Annotated in this window: 18 protein-coding genes; 13 read left to right on the top strand and 5 right to left on the bottom strand. The window is 42.3% G+C overall.

The features are described 5' to 3' along the window. Positions 1-2: 2 nt before the first annotated feature. The 10 genes from LZG71_RS00680 (at position 3) to LZG71_RS00635 (ending at position 10064) form a co-directional block, all read left to right on the top strand. Positions 3-170: a hypothetical protein gene (locus tag LZG71_RS00680; protein ID WP_233816107.1), complete on the top strand. Its 168-nt coding sequence runs from the start codon at positions 3-5 to the stop codon at positions 168-170. Between the two features lie 69 nt (positions 171-239). Beyond that, a complete protein-coding gene (locus tag LZG71_RS00675) occupies positions 240-974 on the top strand; it encodes a DUF3891 family protein (protein ID WP_233816106.1) in 735 nt (244 codons plus the stop codon). Positions 975-1067: 93 nt separating this feature from the next. Continuing rightward, positions 1068-1640: a hypothetical protein gene (locus LZG71_RS00670; RefSeq protein WP_233816105.1), complete on the top strand. Its 573-nt coding sequence runs from the start codon at positions 1068-1070 to the stop codon at positions 1638-1640. 179 nt (positions 1641-1819) lie between these two features. Continuing rightward, positions 1820-2083 carry a hypothetical protein gene (locus tag LZG71_RS00665; RefSeq protein ID WP_233816104.1) on the top strand — a complete coding sequence of 88 codons (264 nt, stop codon included), beginning with the start codon at positions 1820-1822 and terminating at the stop codon, positions 2081-2083. Between the two features lie 355 nt (positions 2084-2438). Then, complete coding sequence (locus LZG71_RS00660; RefSeq protein WP_233816103.1) at positions 2439-4022, top strand: response regulator; 1584 nt, start codon at positions 2439-2441, stop codon at positions 4020-4022. Positions 4023-4044: 22 nt separating this feature from the next. Further along, entirely contained in the window at positions 4045-7632 is a 3588-nt protein-coding gene (locus LZG71_RS00655; RefSeq protein ID WP_233816102.1) for a response regulator, read from the top strand. Between the two features lie 35 nt (positions 7633-7667). Next, positions 7668-8033, top strand: coding sequence for a response regulator (locus LZG71_RS00650; protein ID WP_233816101.1), 366 nt, complete (start codon positions 7668-7670; stop codon positions 8031-8033). Positions 8034-8038: 5 nt separating this feature from the next. Next, a complete protein-coding gene (locus LZG71_RS00645; RefSeq protein ID WP_233816100.1) occupies positions 8039-8848 on the top strand; it encodes a protein-glutamate O-methyltransferase CheR in 810 nt (269 codons plus the stop codon). Beyond that, positions 8830-9438: a chemotaxis protein CheB gene (locus LZG71_RS00640; RefSeq protein ID WP_233816099.1), complete on the top strand. Its 609-nt coding sequence runs from the start codon at positions 8830-8832 to the stop codon at positions 9436-9438. Before LZG71_RS00645 ends, LZG71_RS00640 begins: the two co-directional genes overlap by 19 nt. A gap of 245 nt (positions 9439-9683) precedes the next feature. Beyond that, positions 9684-10064 carry a DUF983 domain-containing protein gene (locus tag LZG71_RS00635; RefSeq protein WP_233816098.1) on the top strand — a complete coding sequence of 127 codons (381 nt, stop codon included), beginning with the start codon at positions 9684-9686 and terminating at the stop codon, positions 10062-10064. A gap of 28 nt (positions 10065-10092) precedes the next feature. Here the strand turns inward: LZG71_RS00635 and LZG71_RS00630 are convergent, their stop codons facing one another. Next, positions 10093-10986, bottom strand: a complete 894-nt coding sequence (locus LZG71_RS00630) for a helix-turn-helix transcriptional regulator (protein ID WP_233816096.1) — start codon at positions 10984-10986, stop codon at positions 10093-10095. A 174-nt stretch (positions 10987-11160) separates the two neighbouring features. On the opposite strand from LZG71_RS00630, the gene LZG71_RS00625 reads away from it, so the two are divergent. Both LZG71_RS00625 and LZG71_RS00620 read left to right on the top strand, forming a co-directional pair. Next, a complete protein-coding gene (locus LZG71_RS00625) occupies positions 11161-11874 on the top strand; it encodes a porin family protein (protein WP_233816095.1) in 714 nt (237 codons plus the stop codon). A 54-nt stretch (positions 11875-11928) separates the two neighbouring features. Beyond that, positions 11929-12648 (top strand): porin family protein, encoded by a 720-nt coding sequence (locus tag LZG71_RS00620; protein ID WP_233816093.1) that lies wholly within the window; start codon positions 11929-11931, stop codon positions 12646-12648. A 95-nt stretch (positions 12649-12743) separates the two neighbouring features. Here the strand turns inward: LZG71_RS00620 and LZG71_RS00615 are convergent, their stop codons facing one another. The 4 genes from LZG71_RS00615 to LZG71_RS00600 form a co-directional block, all read right to left on the bottom strand. Beyond that, positions 12744-13046 (bottom strand): hypothetical protein, encoded by a 303-nt coding sequence (locus LZG71_RS00615; RefSeq protein WP_233816092.1) that lies wholly within the window; start codon positions 13044-13046, stop codon positions 12744-12746. A gap of 82 nt (positions 13047-13128) precedes the next feature. Continuing rightward, the gene (locus tag LZG71_RS00610; RefSeq protein WP_233816091.1) at positions 13129-14487 is read right to left on the bottom strand and encodes a TolC family protein; all 1359 of its coding nucleotides are present in this window, start codon (positions 14485-14487) and stop codon (positions 13129-13131) included. Between the two features lie 68 nt (positions 14488-14555). Continuing rightward, on the bottom strand, positions 14556-15896 hold the full coding sequence (locus LZG71_RS00605) for an HlyD family secretion protein (RefSeq protein ID WP_233816090.1): 1341 nt from the start codon (positions 15894-15896) through the stop codon (positions 14556-14558). A 4-nt stretch (positions 15897-15900) separates the two neighbouring features. After that, positions 15901-17562 (bottom strand): peptidase domain-containing ABC transporter, encoded by a 1662-nt coding sequence (locus tag LZG71_RS00600; protein WP_233816089.1) that lies wholly within the window; start codon positions 17560-17562, stop codon positions 15901-15903. Between the two features lie 141 nt (positions 17563-17703). Here LZG71_RS00600 and LZG71_RS00595 point away from each other — a divergent pair, with 141 nt between their 5' ends. Beyond that, a complete protein-coding gene (locus LZG71_RS00595) occupies positions 17704-18375 on the top strand; it encodes a TetR/AcrR family transcriptional regulator (RefSeq protein ID WP_233816088.1) in 672 nt (223 codons plus the stop codon). The last annotated feature ends 17 nt before the right edge of the window (positions 18376-18392 follow it).

The raw sequence follows: 18392 nt of genomic DNA, 5'->3' as shown, positions 1-18392 counted from the left end.
TTATGAAACAGGCACAATCATCCAAAACGGCACATGTTACGCCTACCGCACAGCAACATGTAGAAAATAAAGATAATCTTGACAGCCGGCATAAAGAAGAGGAAATGGTGAAGGGAAACCACATCACCAACAATGAAAAGGAAAACCGAAGTTTAGGCAAGAATAAGTAATAAAGAGAGCCTGGATGCAGCTTTAATCTGCGTCCAGGCTCTCCTTTTAAATACCACATACGTTTTTACATGATAGTTAATTACCTGGATGGACATTGGCAAATTGTAGCTCAGCGTACGCATGCGCTCCTGGCAGGGCAGCTGTGTTTTCAATGGGTAAAAGTGAAAGGAATAGATCGGTGGTTTGAAACAATCATCGCCACAGCAGAACATGATGACGTTTACAATGAATTCGAAAATGACGATCATTTGCTCAACGAAAACGGCGGACCGGTAAACTACAAAATGCGGCCATTTCAAAAAGTCAAATGCGAAGCGTTGCTCGAAAATGCCAAAACACGCAGCCAGTACATTGCAATTTTAACTTCGCGCCACATCCGGTTTCTTTATGAGGACTTTGAAAATAAGGCCGTTAAGGAATACGTCACACATCTGAAACGAACGGAAACAAAATGGATTTCCCAAGGCGGCTTTTCGGAGCAGCAAATTGCCCTTGCGTATAGCTTACTGCAATGGTGCGACGCACTTTCACTTCTTATTTGTCAGAAGCTCCTTCCTCCCGATCAGCGAAAAATTGAGATTAGTACCGGACCTGGTGAGCAAACCTATTACCTTTACGCAATAGATGATGCGACATTGGTAGTGGAACCGTGGCCATTCGAAAAAGAAGCGTTTGACATCAGCTTTGAATTCAGGACACTCAACCAGCTGGCCTTTGGATCGGTCGAAGAATTCAGGCAACTTCTGTACGAAGCCTCCCCCTCTGTACAGTCTTACAGAATAGTTTCAAAAAAACAGGATTGATTACCCGTTCTTTTGAAGAATCATTATTGCACAGAAAGGCTTTGCACTATTTGGCCCAACAAAAACGTTGTTTAGCATACAGAAAAATAATAGATGAAAATTTACCTTTGGTCATTACTGATTTCTCTTACGTTCATGTCATGTGGATGGTGGGGAAATTCTCCGAGTTTTAGTGACGATTTTATCACTTATACCATCAAAACGGGTTCGCACGAAGTTGAAAACAATACCAACGGACTGTTCACTTCCAGCTCCATGCGCTTCCAGGCTGTATTCGACAGCAGTTGTATTTACAAGAACCGGTTTGCAGAAAATCAGAATGACATAAATAAACTCATGGGCTTCTCCGATTGCAGCTCACCACATCAATCGAACAGTGCACGATTTGGCTGGAACTGGCGCGACAATGCCCTTCGCATATATGCATATATTTACGTAGATGGTCAGCGTCAGGAAAAAGAACTGGGTACTACCGAAATTGGTAAAGTAACGAGCTTCGGGATCAAAACGGATGGAAATTCCTATATTTTTACCTTCAATGGTCATGATACCGCTATGCCTCGCCACTGTTCCGGTGGGACCGGTATTGCATACAAATTACTCCCCTATTTTGGTGGAGACGAGCCAGCTCCCCAGGATATCCGCATTAAGATCCGAAATCTGTAATTTCCGGACGATTCGCCTTTTGTGGAATAAATGCTACGCTTTTTATACAATTATCGAAAAAATAGTCATTTTTGGATACGCATAGTCTTTGCAATCTTGCAGAACTTAGTTTAATCCGCGTATTATTGGGTAACTATTTCCATATACCGCGGCTAAATCAACAAGAATAACCTTATTCAATGAGTTTACCGACACATTTTTCGCAAAATCAGCTCGTTGAGATGCGGAATTTCATGGAGAGCGTTAGCGACACCAATGAGGACACCCGCTTCAAAACATCTCAGGAAGCAATCGTAAATGCAATTATTGAGCTGATGAACAAAGAGAATAAAACCTCTATTGTTGAGGACTTTGCAGTGCCATACATCCATCCGATGATCACCATTCAAAAGTGGAATGTGGAAATCAAGCAGATCATTGATGATTTAATCTTGCAGGGTTAGTTTAAAACTGCTACCTTATCGTTGTAACCGAAGGTAAAAATTACTTACGGATGGTATGATATTTTACCATTGTTAAATTGGTTCTCGTATAGGTCATATCGTTTGAAACCTTGAGACTTACCAGATTTATTCAAAGTAATTTTATGCTGATGTCATACAAATTAAACACATGAGGATATAATTGTAATTATTTGGCCTTTCATCACACACCAGTACCAGCGTTTACGACAGATTAAGATTTGAATTGGCACATGCATTAATATGCGCGATGCGAGCCAAATCCGTTGACAAGCAAAGGAACTGCAATTGAAAAGGAATCTCAAACGTGGTGAAAACAGAAATTTATTAGTACGACATGATTCTTATTGTTGACGACAGACCTGAAAATATACTTCCTCTTAAACGTATCCTTGAAATGCATGGCTTTGAAACCGATTCAGCCGAGTCGGGAGAAGAAGCGCTTAGAAAAATCCTGTCGAATACCTACTCTGTAATCATCATGGATGTGCAGATGCCTGGTATGGACGGGTTTGAAGTTGCTGAGGCCATCTTGGGATATAGTAAAGCGAAAGACACTCCGATCATCTTTTTATCAGCAGTAAATAAAGAGAAGCGATTTATCACAAAAGGCTATACATCAGGCGGGATAGATTATCTTACAAAGCCGGTTGATACAGACATTCTTCTACTAAAAATAAGAACATTCAAAAAGCTCTACGATCAGCAGCAGGAGCTCAAAATGATACAGTCTTCGCTGAGAAAAGAGATAGAAATCCGCAAACAAACTGAACAGGAACTTGAAGAACGTAACAATGAACTTCAATTTGTGCTCGAATCTCTTCCTCAGATCGCATTTACTATTGGCATTGATGGTAAAGTAGAATATGCCAACGCCCACTGGTTCCAGTACTCAGACGATATATCCACATTCCCGGAAGTTCATCCCGACGACCATCACATCTGTGATACATTTCTTGGTCAACTCGAAGTAATCCATGAGTTTTCAAGTGATTTGAGGCTCAGGGACAAAAGAACGCAAACCTACAGGCACTTCCTGTTAAAAGCCATTCCCGTGTTGCAGCAGGGTGCAACGATCAGATGGGTTGCGACTTTTACGGATATAGATCAGCAAAAGATAGCCAACGAACAATTGGAGCAGCAGGTAAACCTGCGAACAAGGGAACTGATGGGAAAAAATGAGGAATTAGAGACCTCTAACCACGAGCTTCAGCAATTCGCCTGGGTAGTTTCTCATGACCTAAAGGAGCCTTTAAGAAAAATTCAGACTTTCAGTCATTTGGTTAAAGATAAGTTTCTTAAAGACAACCATGAGGCAATATCCTATCTCGACCGCTCCATCGGTGCTTCTGCCCGAATGTCTTCCCTGATCAGCGATCTGCTCGATTATTCGAGGCTTTCAGTCCAGTCCAAATTTCAATTTACGGATGTGAACGAGCTTATCGCCGACATCCTGTCTGATTTCAATGAGACAATCCTGGAAAAAGACGTAGTGATCACAATAGACCCCATTCCACCTATCGAAACCATTCCAAGCCAGATCAGGCAGGTTTTTCAAAATTTGATAAGTAATGCTCTGAAGTTCTCCAAAGCCGATTTACGTCCTGTCATTAAAGTGTATGCCGAGCTAATCGATTCGAAAGATATTAATGGCCGGATAGCCGACAGCGGGGAGTTTTGCAGAATTGTGATTGAAGACAATGGAATCGGATTTGACGAGAGCTTTCTTGACCGGATTTTCGTCATTTTCCAGAGATTGAATAACCTCAAAAATTACGAAGGAACTGGAATAGGACTCGCTATTGCCAAGAAAATTATAGACAAACACAATGGGCTCATTTCAGCACAGAGCAGGGAAAACGAAGGTTCCCGTTTCATTGTGGTATTGCCAGTGTCCCAATCAGACATTCCTTCCAATTAATTTATAAGTCCTACTGCCCAACATGAAAAGAACTTCTAATTCCATTATTTTCCAACTCCAGGTTGTTTTCACAGCCTCGGTAGTATTACTGCTTCTCAGCCTCGTCGCTTCCTTTTACAGCACACAAAAGCTGATTCACAATTCCCAGCTGGTAAACCACACCAATCAGGTTCTGATAGAAGCAGAAAATATAATCTCTTACATAAAAGATGCTGAGACCGGCCAAAGGGGTTACCTGCTCACGTCGGACGAAAGTTTTTTGCAGCCATATACCGGTTCATACGCAAAAACCACCGCGGCATATAACAATTTGATAGCGCTTACACTAGATAGCCCTATTCAGCAACAAGCACTGAAGCCGCTCAAAGAACGGTATGAGGCAAGGTATGCACAAATGGATCGGGTGATTGATCTGACCAAAAACAACGCCAGCTACATGCTTTCGTCCGAACAGAGGCTGGCAGAAATGAGACGTGGGAAGAAGATCATGGACGATGTCCGCCTCATTGTGGATCAGGTCAAGACTGAGGAGGAAAATATGCTCAAAAACAGATTGAGCCAACAGGAAATTTACATCCAGTATACGCCGTTCTTATTGCTGTTTGCCGCACTGGTTTCGATACTGATCACCGCATTCGCTTACTTCCGGATAAAACGTGACATGGCACAGCGTCTTGCGCAACAACAAATTGAAGAAGAAAGATATAACAATACCCGTATCAGAATATCAAGAATGGAGGAGATTACCCGGGAAATTTCCGAAGGTAATTATTCTGCAAGAATCGTGGACAGAGAAGATGACGATCTGGGACGTATTGCTTACGCGCTTAGCCGAATGACCGCATCGTTGGAACAAACCTTTAACGATCTCAATGACAAAGCATGGCTTCAGGCGGGAAGCATGGCCATTGCGGACGCAATTCGTGGTGAACGGATTCTGAAAAATCTCTCCTCGAACCTCGTATCAGCACTGACGGGATATATGAACGCCCCAATGGGAACGATCTATATACAGGACAAAGATTGGAATTTTAAACTAACTGCCGCCTACGCTGCTATTAATGCTCCGGAATACCTTTTCTCAGGAAATGGGATCACCGGACAGGCCATTGCTACAAAAAGACCGGTAATTATTACGGACATTCCTGAAAACTACGTTAAAGTAACTTCAACCATCGGCTCGGCGAAGCCAGTTGCACTTGCCATACTGCCACTTATTTATTCAGGGGAATGTATTGGTGTGATAGAACTTGGATTGCTCACCACTCCCACCGAACTTCAGATACAGTTTCTCAAGGAAAACCTTGAAGCTATTGCCACTGGAATAAACGCTGCACTGGATTACGTTAAACTTCAGAACTTCCTGGAAGAAACCCAGGCACAATCCGAGGAATTGCAGACGCAACATAATGAACTGGAAAATCTGAATGCAGAACTGGAGGCGCAGTCGCAAAAGTTACAGGCGTCAGAGGAAGAGCTCAGGGTGCAACAGGAAGAATTGCAGCAAACCAACGAGGAATTGGAAGAGCGAAGCGTATTACTTGAAGAAAAGAATTTCGAAATACAGAAAAAAGCACAGGAGCTGGAAATTACAACCCGCTACAAATCAGAGTTTCTGGCGAACATGTCTCATGAACTTCGAACACCATTAAATTCTATATTGCTGTTAAGCCGGTTGCTCGCAGAAAATGAGGAAAAAAATCTGAGCGCCGATCAGATTGAGTATGCAACAGTGATCCGGTCTTCCGGCAATGGCTTGCTGGGCCTGATTGATGAGATTCTGGATCTCTCGAAAATTGAAGCCGGCAAAATGGAGCTTGAATACGTCAACACATCTGTAAAAGAAATTGCGCATGGGTTACAGTCACTTTTTGGCCCGGTAGCCAAGGATAAAGGACTGGATTTCGGCATTAACATTGCGCACGATGTAACGCCGGTAATAGAAACGGATAGAACAAGGCTGGAACAGATACTCAAAAATCTGGTGTCCAATGCGTTGAAATTCACATCAGAGGGCTCTGTAACAATTGAAATCACCAAAGCAAAAGATCCGAATCAGGTCTGCTTTACAGTGAAAGATACCGGAATTGGGATCGCCGCTGAGAAACAGCACCTCATCTTTGAAGCGTTCCAACAAGCAGACGGCTCGACAAAGAGAAAATATGGAGGAACCGGTTTAGGTCTGTCCATCAGCAGGGAATTGGTAAAATTGCTGGGTGGGGAAATAGGTATTAGTAGTAAACCTGGCCAAGGAAGCGAGTTTACTGTGACTGTTCCAACACGGCAGGAGTTTGCTTTGATTAACCACGATGCTCCAAAACAGGAGAAAGCAAGCATTGCACCCGCTCCTGAAAATAAAAAGCAGGCGCAGTATTTAAGCACAGTGATCCCGGAAAACATTCCGGATGATCGTAACGATGTTATCGATGGAGATCGGGTAATCCTGATTGTAGAGGATGATACGCTTTTTGCAAGAACCCTTCTTGAATATACAAGAAAGAAAGGATACAAAGGAATTGTGGCTGTACGAGGTGATGAAGGTTTACAATTAGCAGGTGCTTTTAAACCAATGGGCATTTTGCTTGATATTGAGCTGCCGGTCATGAGCGGCTGGGAGGTGATGGATGCCCTGAAAAAGGATCCTGAAACCCGCCATATTCCCGTACACATCATGTCATCGCACAGGATGAAAAATGAAAGTTTGCTCAAAGGCGCAGTTGACTTCATTGATAAACCGATGGTGATTGATCGTTTGAAGGAGGTTTTTGAGAAAATCGAATATGTGATCAGCAGAAAATCCAAGAAAGTGCTTATCGTTGAAGATAACAGCAAACATGCTAAGGCGCTCGCATACTTTTTGAGTACTTTCAATATAAACTCGGAGCTGAAAGGCAATATTTCCGAAGGTGTGGAAGCGCTACAAAACAACGAGGTGGATTGCGTTATTCTGGATATGGGAATTCCTGACCAGCGTGCATACGAAACCCTGGAAGAGGCCAAGAAGAACCCTGGTTTTGAAAATATTCCGATCATTGTATTCACCGGGAAAAGTCTGTCGATGCCGGAAGAGCTTAGGATTAAAAAATATGCAGATTCTATTGTAGTCAAAACAGCGCACTCCTATCAGCGTATGCTCGACGAGGTCTCGTTGTTTTTGCATGTTGTTGAAGAGAACAAAAAACCGGTGCAGGTGAGCGATTTCCGCAAACTTGGAGCACTGAGCGAGATATTAAATAACAAGACTGTCCTGATCGCAGACGATGACGTAAGGAACATATTTTCACTTTCCAAATCGCTGGAAAACTACAAGATGAATGTAATTACAGCTTTGGATGGCAAGGAAGCATTGAAAAAGCTTCACGAAAATCCCGATATTGATGTGGTGCTGCTGGACATGATGATGCCGCAAATGGATGGCTACGAAACGGCAAAACGGATTCGTGAGAACTATAAATGGAAAAATCTGCCGGTAATTGCTGTTACTGCCAAAGCCATGACCGGCGACAGAGAAAAGTGCATTAACGCAGGGGCGTCGGATTACATCACAAAACCAGTTGATATCGATCAGCTCATGTCTTTGCTGAGAGTGTGGTTATATGAAAAATTTTGATTGACTAACTTCCCTTACCCGAATAAATAAGCTATATGAGCAAAAAAAAGGTGTTGATCATAGACGATGATGCAAGAAATATATTTGCACTTACTGCAACGCTAAAAGCAAAGTCGTACGAGTGCGTTTCAAGGCCAGGTGCTCCCGAAGCAATTGAACTTCTTAAAAGCGACGAGGTTATTGATGTCATTTTGATGGATATGATGATGCCCGACATGGATGGGTACGAGGCAATTCCAATTATTAAAGGTTTGGAGAAAAGGAAAGATACCCCCGTTATCGCGGTAACGGCTCAGGCCATGCTGGGCGACCGCGAGAAGTGCCTTGAAGCTGGCGCCGACGGCTACGTATCAAAACCCATAGATGTGGATCAATTATTGCAGTTGTTAGAGAAAATTTGAATGCAATGATTGAGGATGATGAGATCGAACTTTTACTTACTGACCTGTTCGACATACACGGTTACGACTTTACCAGCTACTCACGCGCGTCGCTCAAACGGCGTGTTAACAGGTTATACTCTCTTGATAAATTCCCAAGTTTTGCGGAATTGCGCTATCGTGTCAAAGCAGATACCAACTATCTGAAAAGGTTTGTTGAGGAGATTACGGTTAACGTAACGGAGATGTTCCGGGATCCTACGTTTTATTTGTCGTTGAGAACGGATGTACTTCCGGTACTCGCGACGAAGCCATTTATACGAATCTGGCATGCGGGGTGCTCCACAGGTGAAGAGGTATACTCGATGGCGATTATGCTTAAAGAGGCTGGTTTGCTGCATAAATCGCTGCTTTACGCTACTGACCTGAACCCCAGCGTACTTGAAAAAGTTAGAAAAGGGGTATTTCCGTTAAACCAGATGAAGCAGTATTCAGAAAGTTATATTGCTTCGGGAGGTCTGGGCGATTTTTCGGCCTACTACATAGCAAATTACGGACAGGCCAAGTTTAACGAGGATTTGGCTGAAAAAATAATTATTTCAACACACAACCTGGTGTCCGACAGCTCCTTTAATGAGTTTGACCTTATACTTTGCCGGAATGTGCTGATCTATTTTGATAAAGATTTACAAGACCGCGTTTTACAACTTTTTGATGCGAGTTTGGGCTCACTGGGACATCTCGCTTTGGGTTCGAAGGAAACCCTGAAATTTTCGGCCGTACAGGACAATTTCAAGCAGCTTAACCGCGAGAAAATATGGAAGAAAGTGGTGTGAAAAATCCCGTAAAGATCGTAGTCATCGGCGGATCTGCGGGAAGTCTGGAAGTGCTATTCAGACTGTTACCTCTGTTGACGAAAAATCTGTCGGTTCCTATCCTGATTATTCTCCATCGCAGAAGCACAGCCGACTCTTCCCTTTCCGATCTTCTTGGAAGCAAAACTACATTGCCATTACAGGAAGCTGACGACAAAGATCAGATATTGCCCGGTAACATCTACCTGGCTCCGGCCGACTACCACCTATTGGTTGAGAAGGACTTTACTTTGTCTCTTGACTATTCCGAAAAAGTGAATTTCAGCCGCCCGAGTTTGGATGTAACATTTGAAACGGTGGCCGATGTATACGGTAGAAGTGCTGTGGGCATCATTCTCTCGGGTGCTAATGAAGACGGTACGGCCGGTCTGCTGGCAATAAAAAAGGCGGGTGGATTGGTGATTGCTCAGGATCCTGAGACAGCTCAAATGCCTGTCATGCCTCAAAATGTGATCAACTTCATTGGTGTAGACTTTATTTATGGTATTGAGGAGATAGCCAACTATATTAATGGATTGAATACATCTGGTCTACACCCGACAGGCGGCTGAACGAAAACAAGTAACTCTGTAGCTTAATGCCCTAAACTTTTCTAGCTATTGTCATTATTTCGTTCAGCCTGCTTCGCATGCAGATCGGCTTTCACGTTGCATCGTTCCCATAATCGTTGATTAGTACCATAGAATACAGCATTAGTGTTTAGTATTACATTGGAAAATAATGAACTTTGCAAGAGTTCATACAGGCAGAAAAACATGCTGTCATGAACACTTATTACAAATAACCTGATATAGTCATGGCAGCTACAAACCGTATGTACAGCGTACTCTTCAATAAATGTCCACGTTGCGGCGAGGGTGATTTTTTCATAACCAAGAGTGCATACAGTCTTAGGAATTTCGATAAAATGAATAAGCATTGCCCAAAATGTGGTGAAAACCTGGTTCCTGAACCTGGCTTTTATCAGGGTGCTTTGTATATGAGCTACGCATTTTACGTAATTTTTATGCTCGTGTACTTTTTGATATATGTGAACTTTTTTGAAGAGTACATCGACTACTTCCTTTTCAGTATCATCCCGGTTCTGGTACTGCTTACGCCCTACTTTTACCGATTGGCACGCCGGTCCTGGCTGGCATTGTTCATCAAGCCTGTTGAGAGAAATGTTACAGAATAGATGTGATTAATGCCGGAGCAGTGAACGATCAGGATGTTTGATTTTGAACCGATTTTTCGCGAAAAGCCTCCGGTGTTATTCCCCCATACTTTCGGAAAAACCTGGTAAAGTAGGAGTTGTCATTAAAATTGAGTCTGTAAGCAATTTCCGATACGCTCAAATCCCTGTTTACCAACAGCCTTTTTGCTTCCAGGAGGATGCGTTCGCGTATCACCTCCCCTGCCTGTTTTCCGAGATTTTCTTTTACCAAGGCATTGAGATGATTGGGCGTTACATTGAGCAGACTGGCATACGCGCCGGGAAGTCTCATTTCAAGAAAATTCTTCTCAACAAGTTTACTGAAATTACGGATTGTGGTATTCTGAGCAGATTTGGAGGTTTGTGACGGAGTATTGTAGTGACTTTGTTCGAGGGTAATAAATATCTGCAACAGCAATATGCGGATCATATCCTCCTGCATTACGGTCTGATGTATAGACTGGTCAATCAGCTTTTCAAACAGGTCTGAAACTTCCGTTCCATATTGCGAAGGCAGGTTGATCACACTATCACTCGTCAGACCATTCAGGAAAGGAAAGGATTCGAGGTACTCCGGTCGCAGCAGGAAAGATTGAAAAAAAGTACCGGAAAAATTAACCACATATCCCTGCATCTCACCCTCGAAATCCCAGGAATGAACCTGTCCCGGTGCCATGAAATAAATCTGAAATGACTGGACATCAAATCGCTGGAAGTCTATGGTATGCGATCCTGCCCCTTTTGTAAAAAATACCAGATGATAGAAACTATGGCGGTGCGGAAATACCAGATTCTGATGCTCCTCAAGATAATCAGCCAGTCTGCTGATAATCAAATCGTCTTTTCTGGAATCAGAAAGAGTACAAATATCAAGTCTTGGAATGTTCGCCTGCTTTTTCGACATTGGTGAATGTATTGCCTGAGCCGCAATTTAGCATATAAATGGCTATTCGAAACCCTGAAGATCATTTTCAGAATTTACCATATAAGGAATTGTTGAAAAATATTTCTCATGTGACGATCAAGTTAGTTTTACGTATAGAATCTAAACTGTCATTTTTAGTTAACCAAAAAAAATATGATTAAGCTGTACAAAACCCTCTTCATTTATCTCCCGCTCACCTTTGCTACTTTCAATTACGCCGATGCACAGGTTCAATATGGTTTCCGGATTGGCGGTAATGCTTCGCGATTTAACCTTGAATCAGATGAGACAGAAGTTACTAATTCTTACAAGCCAAAGTTAAACTTTGCTGTGCTATTCAATCTGCCTCTTGGTAAATCACTGAGTTTGCAAATTGAGCCTGGTTTTACACAACTTGGGGGTGGTCACGAAACAGAATATACCGAAGAAATTAATAACCACGTGTATAAGCACGTGGGCGAGGCTAATACTTATTTGTCCTACCTTGAACTGCCCGTTCTTTTTCAATACAGTTACAAAATTGGAAAAATTGAGACGTTGTTTTCATTGGGACCAGAAGTGAGATTGCTCACAAAACCGATGAGAAGCAAATACACTGGTTACGAATACATTGACAACATTTTGGATGCAGAATCGTCCATCAACGCAATGAGTGGAGGTTCCGAAGGAATTAAAAAAGTGGATTATGGCCTGGCCGCAGGCATAGGAATTGGCATTATGGTCAAAAACATTAAACTTTTTGGTGAATGCAGGTACCACCAGGGATTCGCTGATATTATTGCTCCATTGGATGAAGATTTCAAGATCAGAAACAGTTATGGATCAGTCAATTTCGGTGTTCTCATTCCATTGAAAAGTATCGACTGATACAGACACCTAACCAAAAGAAGAATCTTTAATTTTTAAAATTTTCGTAGACCAATGAAGAAATTATATACCATAATAATTGTGGCAATTATGCTTCAATTGAGCCATATAGAAAAAGTGGATGCCCAAATATCTCTGGGCTTTCGAGCCGGAGCGAACATCGCCCAATTTTCATTTCATACATCCGAAACATATGGTGTATCCCAATCCAAAACAAGGCTGAATGGTGCATTTCGGGTAAATGTTCCTCTAAATTCACTTTTTAAGATTCAGTTAGAGCCCGGTTACACCCAGCTTGGTACAAAGTATTTGACTCACTCTAAATACAAATCCAGTGATGGCACAACTGAAGACATTGAAAAATTGGATGTTGCAACCAACTATTTTGAACTTCCACTATTGCTTCAATTGAATCCACGTTTGGGAAGGTTTGAAACCATTATAAATCTTGGACCTGAAATACGTTACAGAACAGGTAAAGTGAAAGGCAAATCCAGCTATAGCTATTCTGAAAACGGCACAATAGTTGAAGAGGATGAGTCTGGACCTGAGGATGATTTTGATGAAGATTTTAGCAAATTTGATTACGGAATTGCGGGTGGTGTTGGAGTTGCATTACCTATAAAATCCTTCAAAGTTTTCGCTGAGGCTCGTTACCATTTTGGTCTTACCAATTTGGTAAACAAGGATAACTATCAGGATTTTGACGGTACAGTTCAGAATCGGGCTGTATCATTGAATGTTGGAGTACTTTATTCACTTCAAAAGAAATGATCAAAAACCGAACAATAGAAGTCATTCGGTATTAGTAACCACGAACAACAGCCCCGGATTCTTGTCCGGGGCTGTTGTTATTAAGAGGCTCCATGTTACTTCTGATTTTTCACATCTTCCGCAATCTTTGTTACGCCCTGTTTGGTCTTGTCATATACCTGCTCTGCGCCAACGGCTACTTTTTTGGCTATTTTCTTTGACTCCGCACCAACGATTTTAGCATCCTTCGATACTTCCTCGCCTACAATCGCCGCTCCTCTCCTTACGCCGTTGCCCACTTTATGGGCGGTTGTTTTGGTTACCTCTACAATTCGATCCGTTTTATTCTGCGTTGTTTCCTGAGCGTAAGAAACAGTCGCCAACATCACTCCTGCAACAAAAAGCAATACCTTTTTCATCTAATATCTGTCTCGTTTTGATGTACAGATAACGCAAAAAAATGGAATTATTATATGAACTTATAATGAAAGCCGGCAACGGTTACAAAGCCAGCAAGCCGGCGCTCCATTGCAGCGCATAAATGGTCTTGTAGTACTTGGTTTTAAGCTCAACCAGTTTTTCCTGCGCTTCCAACGCTTTATTTTCTCTTGTGTTAATCAGGAATAACGAACTCTCTCCATTTTGAAAAAGCATCCCCTCAGCTCTTACCAGCTGCTGGTAATTGAGATAATTATTACTTTGAAGCGCTATCTGAGCCTTTAAGTTTGTCAGTTCATTATAATAGCTTTTCACTTTGAGCTCAACAGCCAGCCGTTTTTGATCCAGATCCAGGTTGGCTGCTTCTATTTTAAGTTTGGCTTTTCGGTACTCACCTCTTCCTTCGGAAAGGCGCAGTGGTAAGCCAAATTTGAAACCATAACGGTAGTTGTTATCAAAAAGCGGCGTGACATATTCACTGGAAACTATGCCGTATCCTTTGCTTAGATGATTATAAGTAAAATCTGCTTTTGGTAATAGCAGCTGAAATTTCAGTCGCTTTTCAATATCCAGTACATCCAGCTTGGCGTCATATAGCTGAATTTCGGGATGAGTCTTCGAGGCGATGGAAAGTAATCCGTCCAGTTGCGTATTGAAGGAATTTATATTGGTTTCATTCTCCCAGCCATCCTGTGGAATAACCGAAACGGGCAGTACGTAAGGTTGATTATCTTTTGTCCATAAAAAAGCCGATAATTCCAGACCGGCATTTTGGAAAGCCAGCCATTTCTCATTTTGCTGGTACTGGAAGCTTTGCAGTTGTGTAAGCGCTTCGGTGGTGTCAATCGCAGGTCGTTCTCCGTTTGTGTAAGCTCTCCTGACGAGCTCCATTCTTCTTTGATTTACAGCTACGTTATTTTCGACTATTTTGAATGTCTGGTAAGCGCGGACCCAAAGCCAGTAGGTTTCCATGGCATTCATCAGCAGGTCGTTAACGACTGCCCGCTGCTCGGTGACAGCCATGGTGTTGAAAATTCGTGCTTGTTTAAGAAAGGCTCTTCTTTTATCCATCAACAGGTCCTTGGCCAGCGGTATGGTAACACCAACGTAGCTGGATTTACCAGCCGTCATGGTAGGATCCAGTCGGCTGCCTGTGAGGTTTTCAAGACCGGAATGGATTTCAATCCCAAACCAGGTCGGGATGGACAGCTGAGGTGAGGTTTGATTGTAATAATTGGTACCTCCAAAGGTTTTTTTCGATACGTATGCCCCTATAACCGGATCAAACGCACCTCTTGCAATCAGGATATCTGCCCGGGATTGTTCAATCCCAATGTTCGTCTGTCGCGCTATCGGATGATGTTTTCTGACAATTTCAAGAACCTGTTCAGCATTGAACTGCATAAGGGAGTCCTGCGCCATAACCCGACCGCTAACAAGCAGGAAGATTAAGGTGCCAAAAACTAAATATAATTTAGGAGAACGGTGCATTACTTAATTTTAACTGTTTCGTTTTTCTTCGATTTGACTTCCTGCAGATTATAGTAGTCGGGAGGGAAACCATTGATATTCCGCCATAACTCATACCATACCGGTACGTCTTTGAGCAGCGCAATCCCCTGCGCACCTGTACCCAGTTTCAACTGTGGCGGCCAGTCCTTATCGGTATTATCTTCTTCCACCAGTACTCTGAATAAACCATTGGGGCTGATTGTGTTTTCAAAAGCGACAATTTTACCGCCAAATGTTCCGTAGCTGTTATTGGGCCAGCCGCTGAAAACGATAGCCGGGAAACCATCAAACATAAATCTGACTTTTTGCCCCACGCTGATCAGCGGCAGGTCAACCGGCTCTACGAACATCTCAACTGCATAATGTACCCGCGTAGGAACGATAATCGCGATCCGTTCGCCATCCTTTAAAATCTCCCCTATTCCCGCCTTGCTGGCCTGCACGATTTGTCCGTCCTGTGGAGCCAGAATAATATACATTTCGTTCCGGATGGTGTAATTGCTAACCTGATTTTCCAGCTTGGCTACTTCCCCTTCACCTGTGGCAATGTTGCTCATGCTTTGAAAACGATCTCCCTGAACCTTACTGATTTTCTCAGCATATTCCTGCTCAACACTATTCTGCTCAATTCTGGTATTAATCACCTCCTGCTGTGTCTGAGCAAGCTTGTTGTCGACCATGATCCGTTTTGCCTGCGCGTTCTGAAAAGCCAGGTTTCTTTGTTGAAGCTGCGTTTGAGACACCAGACCTTCCTCATACATCTTTTGCTGTCTTTCGTACTGGTTTTTGGCGAGTTCAAATTCATTTGTTGCTGCTGCCAGCTCGGCCTTTTCACCTTCCAATTTATTATCCAGCTGTTTCAACTTGTTGTTCAGCTGATCTATTTTTAGTTTTCTGGCAGTGTTCAGGGCGCTGATCTGAAAATCGGACGTTTCCGCCTTTTTTTCATAAAATTCAATCGTACCTTTCTTTGCTTCCAGTTGCTGTTTGGTACGGTTAATCAGATTGGGGTCCAGATAATCTTCCTTAATCTCCGTGATTTGCATGATGGTGTCTCCTTTCTTGACGAAATCACCTTCTCTCACCGACCATTTGGCAATTTTACCAGGAATCGGAGAATTTATATTTTGTGCACGCTGCTCCTGGTAAAGCGTCGTAACGTTTCCTTTGGACTTGATATTCTGCGTCCAGGGAAGGAAAAGAATAGCGATCATGAAAAGACAAAAGCCAAAAAACCATTTCCGGATTTTACTGTCGTCATTAATCTTGTATATCTGATCAAAGGACTTTAAAGGAATCTGATATTTTTCCTGATCCATTTTATTAGTTTTTAGTAATGTTTGCAATCCCGGCTTTCAGGGAAATGATATAGTCGCTTTCAGCGGAAAATTCCTCGTCATTTGTGGCAACGACAACCGTCACATGCTGGGGAAGACTCCGTAGATATGCGATCAGGTTACCTCTGGTTTCTCCATCCATTTGATCCCATGGCTCTTCCAGGATCAATACCTTTGGCTCGCCGATAAATGCCCTGAGTAACAATATGCTTCTAAGCGTACGTCCCTGAAGTTGCTTTCCTCCGGGACTAACCACCGTAGTAAGTCCGTCCGGCAGAGATTTCAAATGTTTAATCAACCCTGTTTTTTTAGCAAAATCAATAATTTGCTGCTGCGTAATATCTGTTTTACCCATGGTGATATTCTCAAAAACGGTTCCACCAAAAATCTCTTTCTGATTGAGGTAAACACCGAAATTGCTGCGCAGAGATTCTGAATCGTAATTGGTAAGCGGAATGTTGTTGACCATAAACGAACCGCCCAGATCCCGGTAATAGCCTGCAAGCACTTTCAGGAGAGACGTTTTTCCGGTAGATTCTCCGGTAGCGATCGCAATCGTGCTTCCTGCCGGGATTTTGAGCGTAAAGTTTTCAAAAATTTTGCGTCCTGCCGGATAACTAAAGGAGAGTTCGTTCAATTCGATGTCCAGTCCTTCGGACGTTTGGCTGAACTTCACATCTCCGTTTCCTTCTGTGAGTCCTTCTGTAACAGTCGCTATTTTTTCCAGACCAGTAACTACGTCATATACACTTTCAAGACTGACTATAAGCTTTTCAACTGCATTGATCACAGTCAGGATAACGATTTCCGCAGCAATAAACTCACCAATATTCAGCTGCTGGCTTAAAAGTAGGTATGTACCAACAGAAAGCATCGCCAATGTAATGGCAACTTTGAATGAAACCAGTGTTTTGTATTGAAATAATAACACCCTGAAGTGCGTCGTCCGGGAATTAAGGTAACCCGTCACGTAATCATCCGTTTTACGCAGGTTAAGGTGAGATTCCGTGCTTGCTTTGAAAGGATTGATACTTCTGGCCATTTCAGTATGCCATTCCACCACCCGATACTTGTATCTGCTTTCCTCCAGACTGGAATCCAGCCCGTCTTTACCTGTAAAGTAGAAGATCAGCCATAGAATCAGCAACAGTACTAAACCGAAAATGATAAAAAAGGAATGGTAAACACCAAGCAACAGCAAGCCGAATATAATCTGAATACTGGCTATGGGTACATCCAAAAGTAATTTGGACAGCCCTTTCTGAACATTCAGGGTGTCAAAAAAACGGTTCACCTTCTCCGGTAAATAGTAGGAATCTGTTTTTAAAAGGTCGAAGCGGGGAATGATATCTGCGAACTGGAAGGCATTCCGGGTGAAGATTTTTTGCTGTATCTTCTCAATAATCTTCATCTGATTGATCTGAAGGATTCCAACGGCAGCGACCCCAAGCACCACCAGGAAAATCAGAACATATATAGACGTAACCATTGATGCGCCCAATACAAAACCTATAATTGCCTGAATACCAACAGGCACACTCAGCTGAATAAGCCCGCTTAGTATCGCATAGAAATAGATGGATACAATTTCTGGTTTCTCAAGTTTGATGAGCCTCCATAGCCTTTGTAAAGGTGTAACTTTTTGCATGGAATGTTCTTTTTCACAAAGATAACAATACAACTATAATTAATAGTAATACTATCATTAGAAATAGCTTAAACATTTCTAATGTAATTTTAACTTTCATTTGAAAAAGTTTTGCAACTTTGTCAAAATAAATGGCGTTTTATGGAATTTCAAGTTTCCTTTCACCTCAATCAAAGTATATATCTCCGTGATCCGGAGAGTACTGAAATTGGCCGGCACATTGTTAAAAGCGCAATCGATCTGATATATAAACTTGGATTTGAACACTTTACATTCAAGAAACTGGCAGTTGAAATACATACCACAGAGGCCACGATTTATCGCTATTTCGAAAACAAGCACCGTCTGTTGTTGTATATTCTGAACTGGTATTGGAGCTACATGGAATTTCTCGTTGTGTTCCGGCTTCAGAATGTTACAGATAAAAAGGTGAAGCTGAAGACCATCACAGATCTTCTTACACATGATTTACCAGAAAGTTCGGGTCGGTTGGATTACAGCAAAAAGTTTCTGAACGACATTGTGATTGCAGAGAGCAGCAAAGTTTATCTGGTGAAAGAGGTAAGCGAATTCAATAAAAATGAAGTTTTCAAACCTTACAAGGACCTTTGTGCACAAATTGCAGAAGTGATCAAGGAATACAAGCCCGACTATGACTATCCTCATTCACTCAGCAGCACACTCATAGAAACGGCTCATTCCCAGCAGTTTTTTTGTAATTTCTTGCCAAAACTTACAGATGTGAAATCACAGAATAAAAGTGAGTATACCTCTGACTTTCTGACAAGTTTGTTGTTCAAGGTTTTGAATTGAAAATGTGTTCAAGCTTC

This window comes from Dyadobacter sp. CY312, assembly GCF_021390535.1.
Lineage (GTDB): Bacteria > Bacteroidota > Bacteroidia > Cytophagales > Spirosomataceae > Dyadobacter.
The sequence above is the reverse complement of the archived record's forward strand: the minus strand, read 5'-3'. Positions and strand labels throughout refer to the sequence as shown.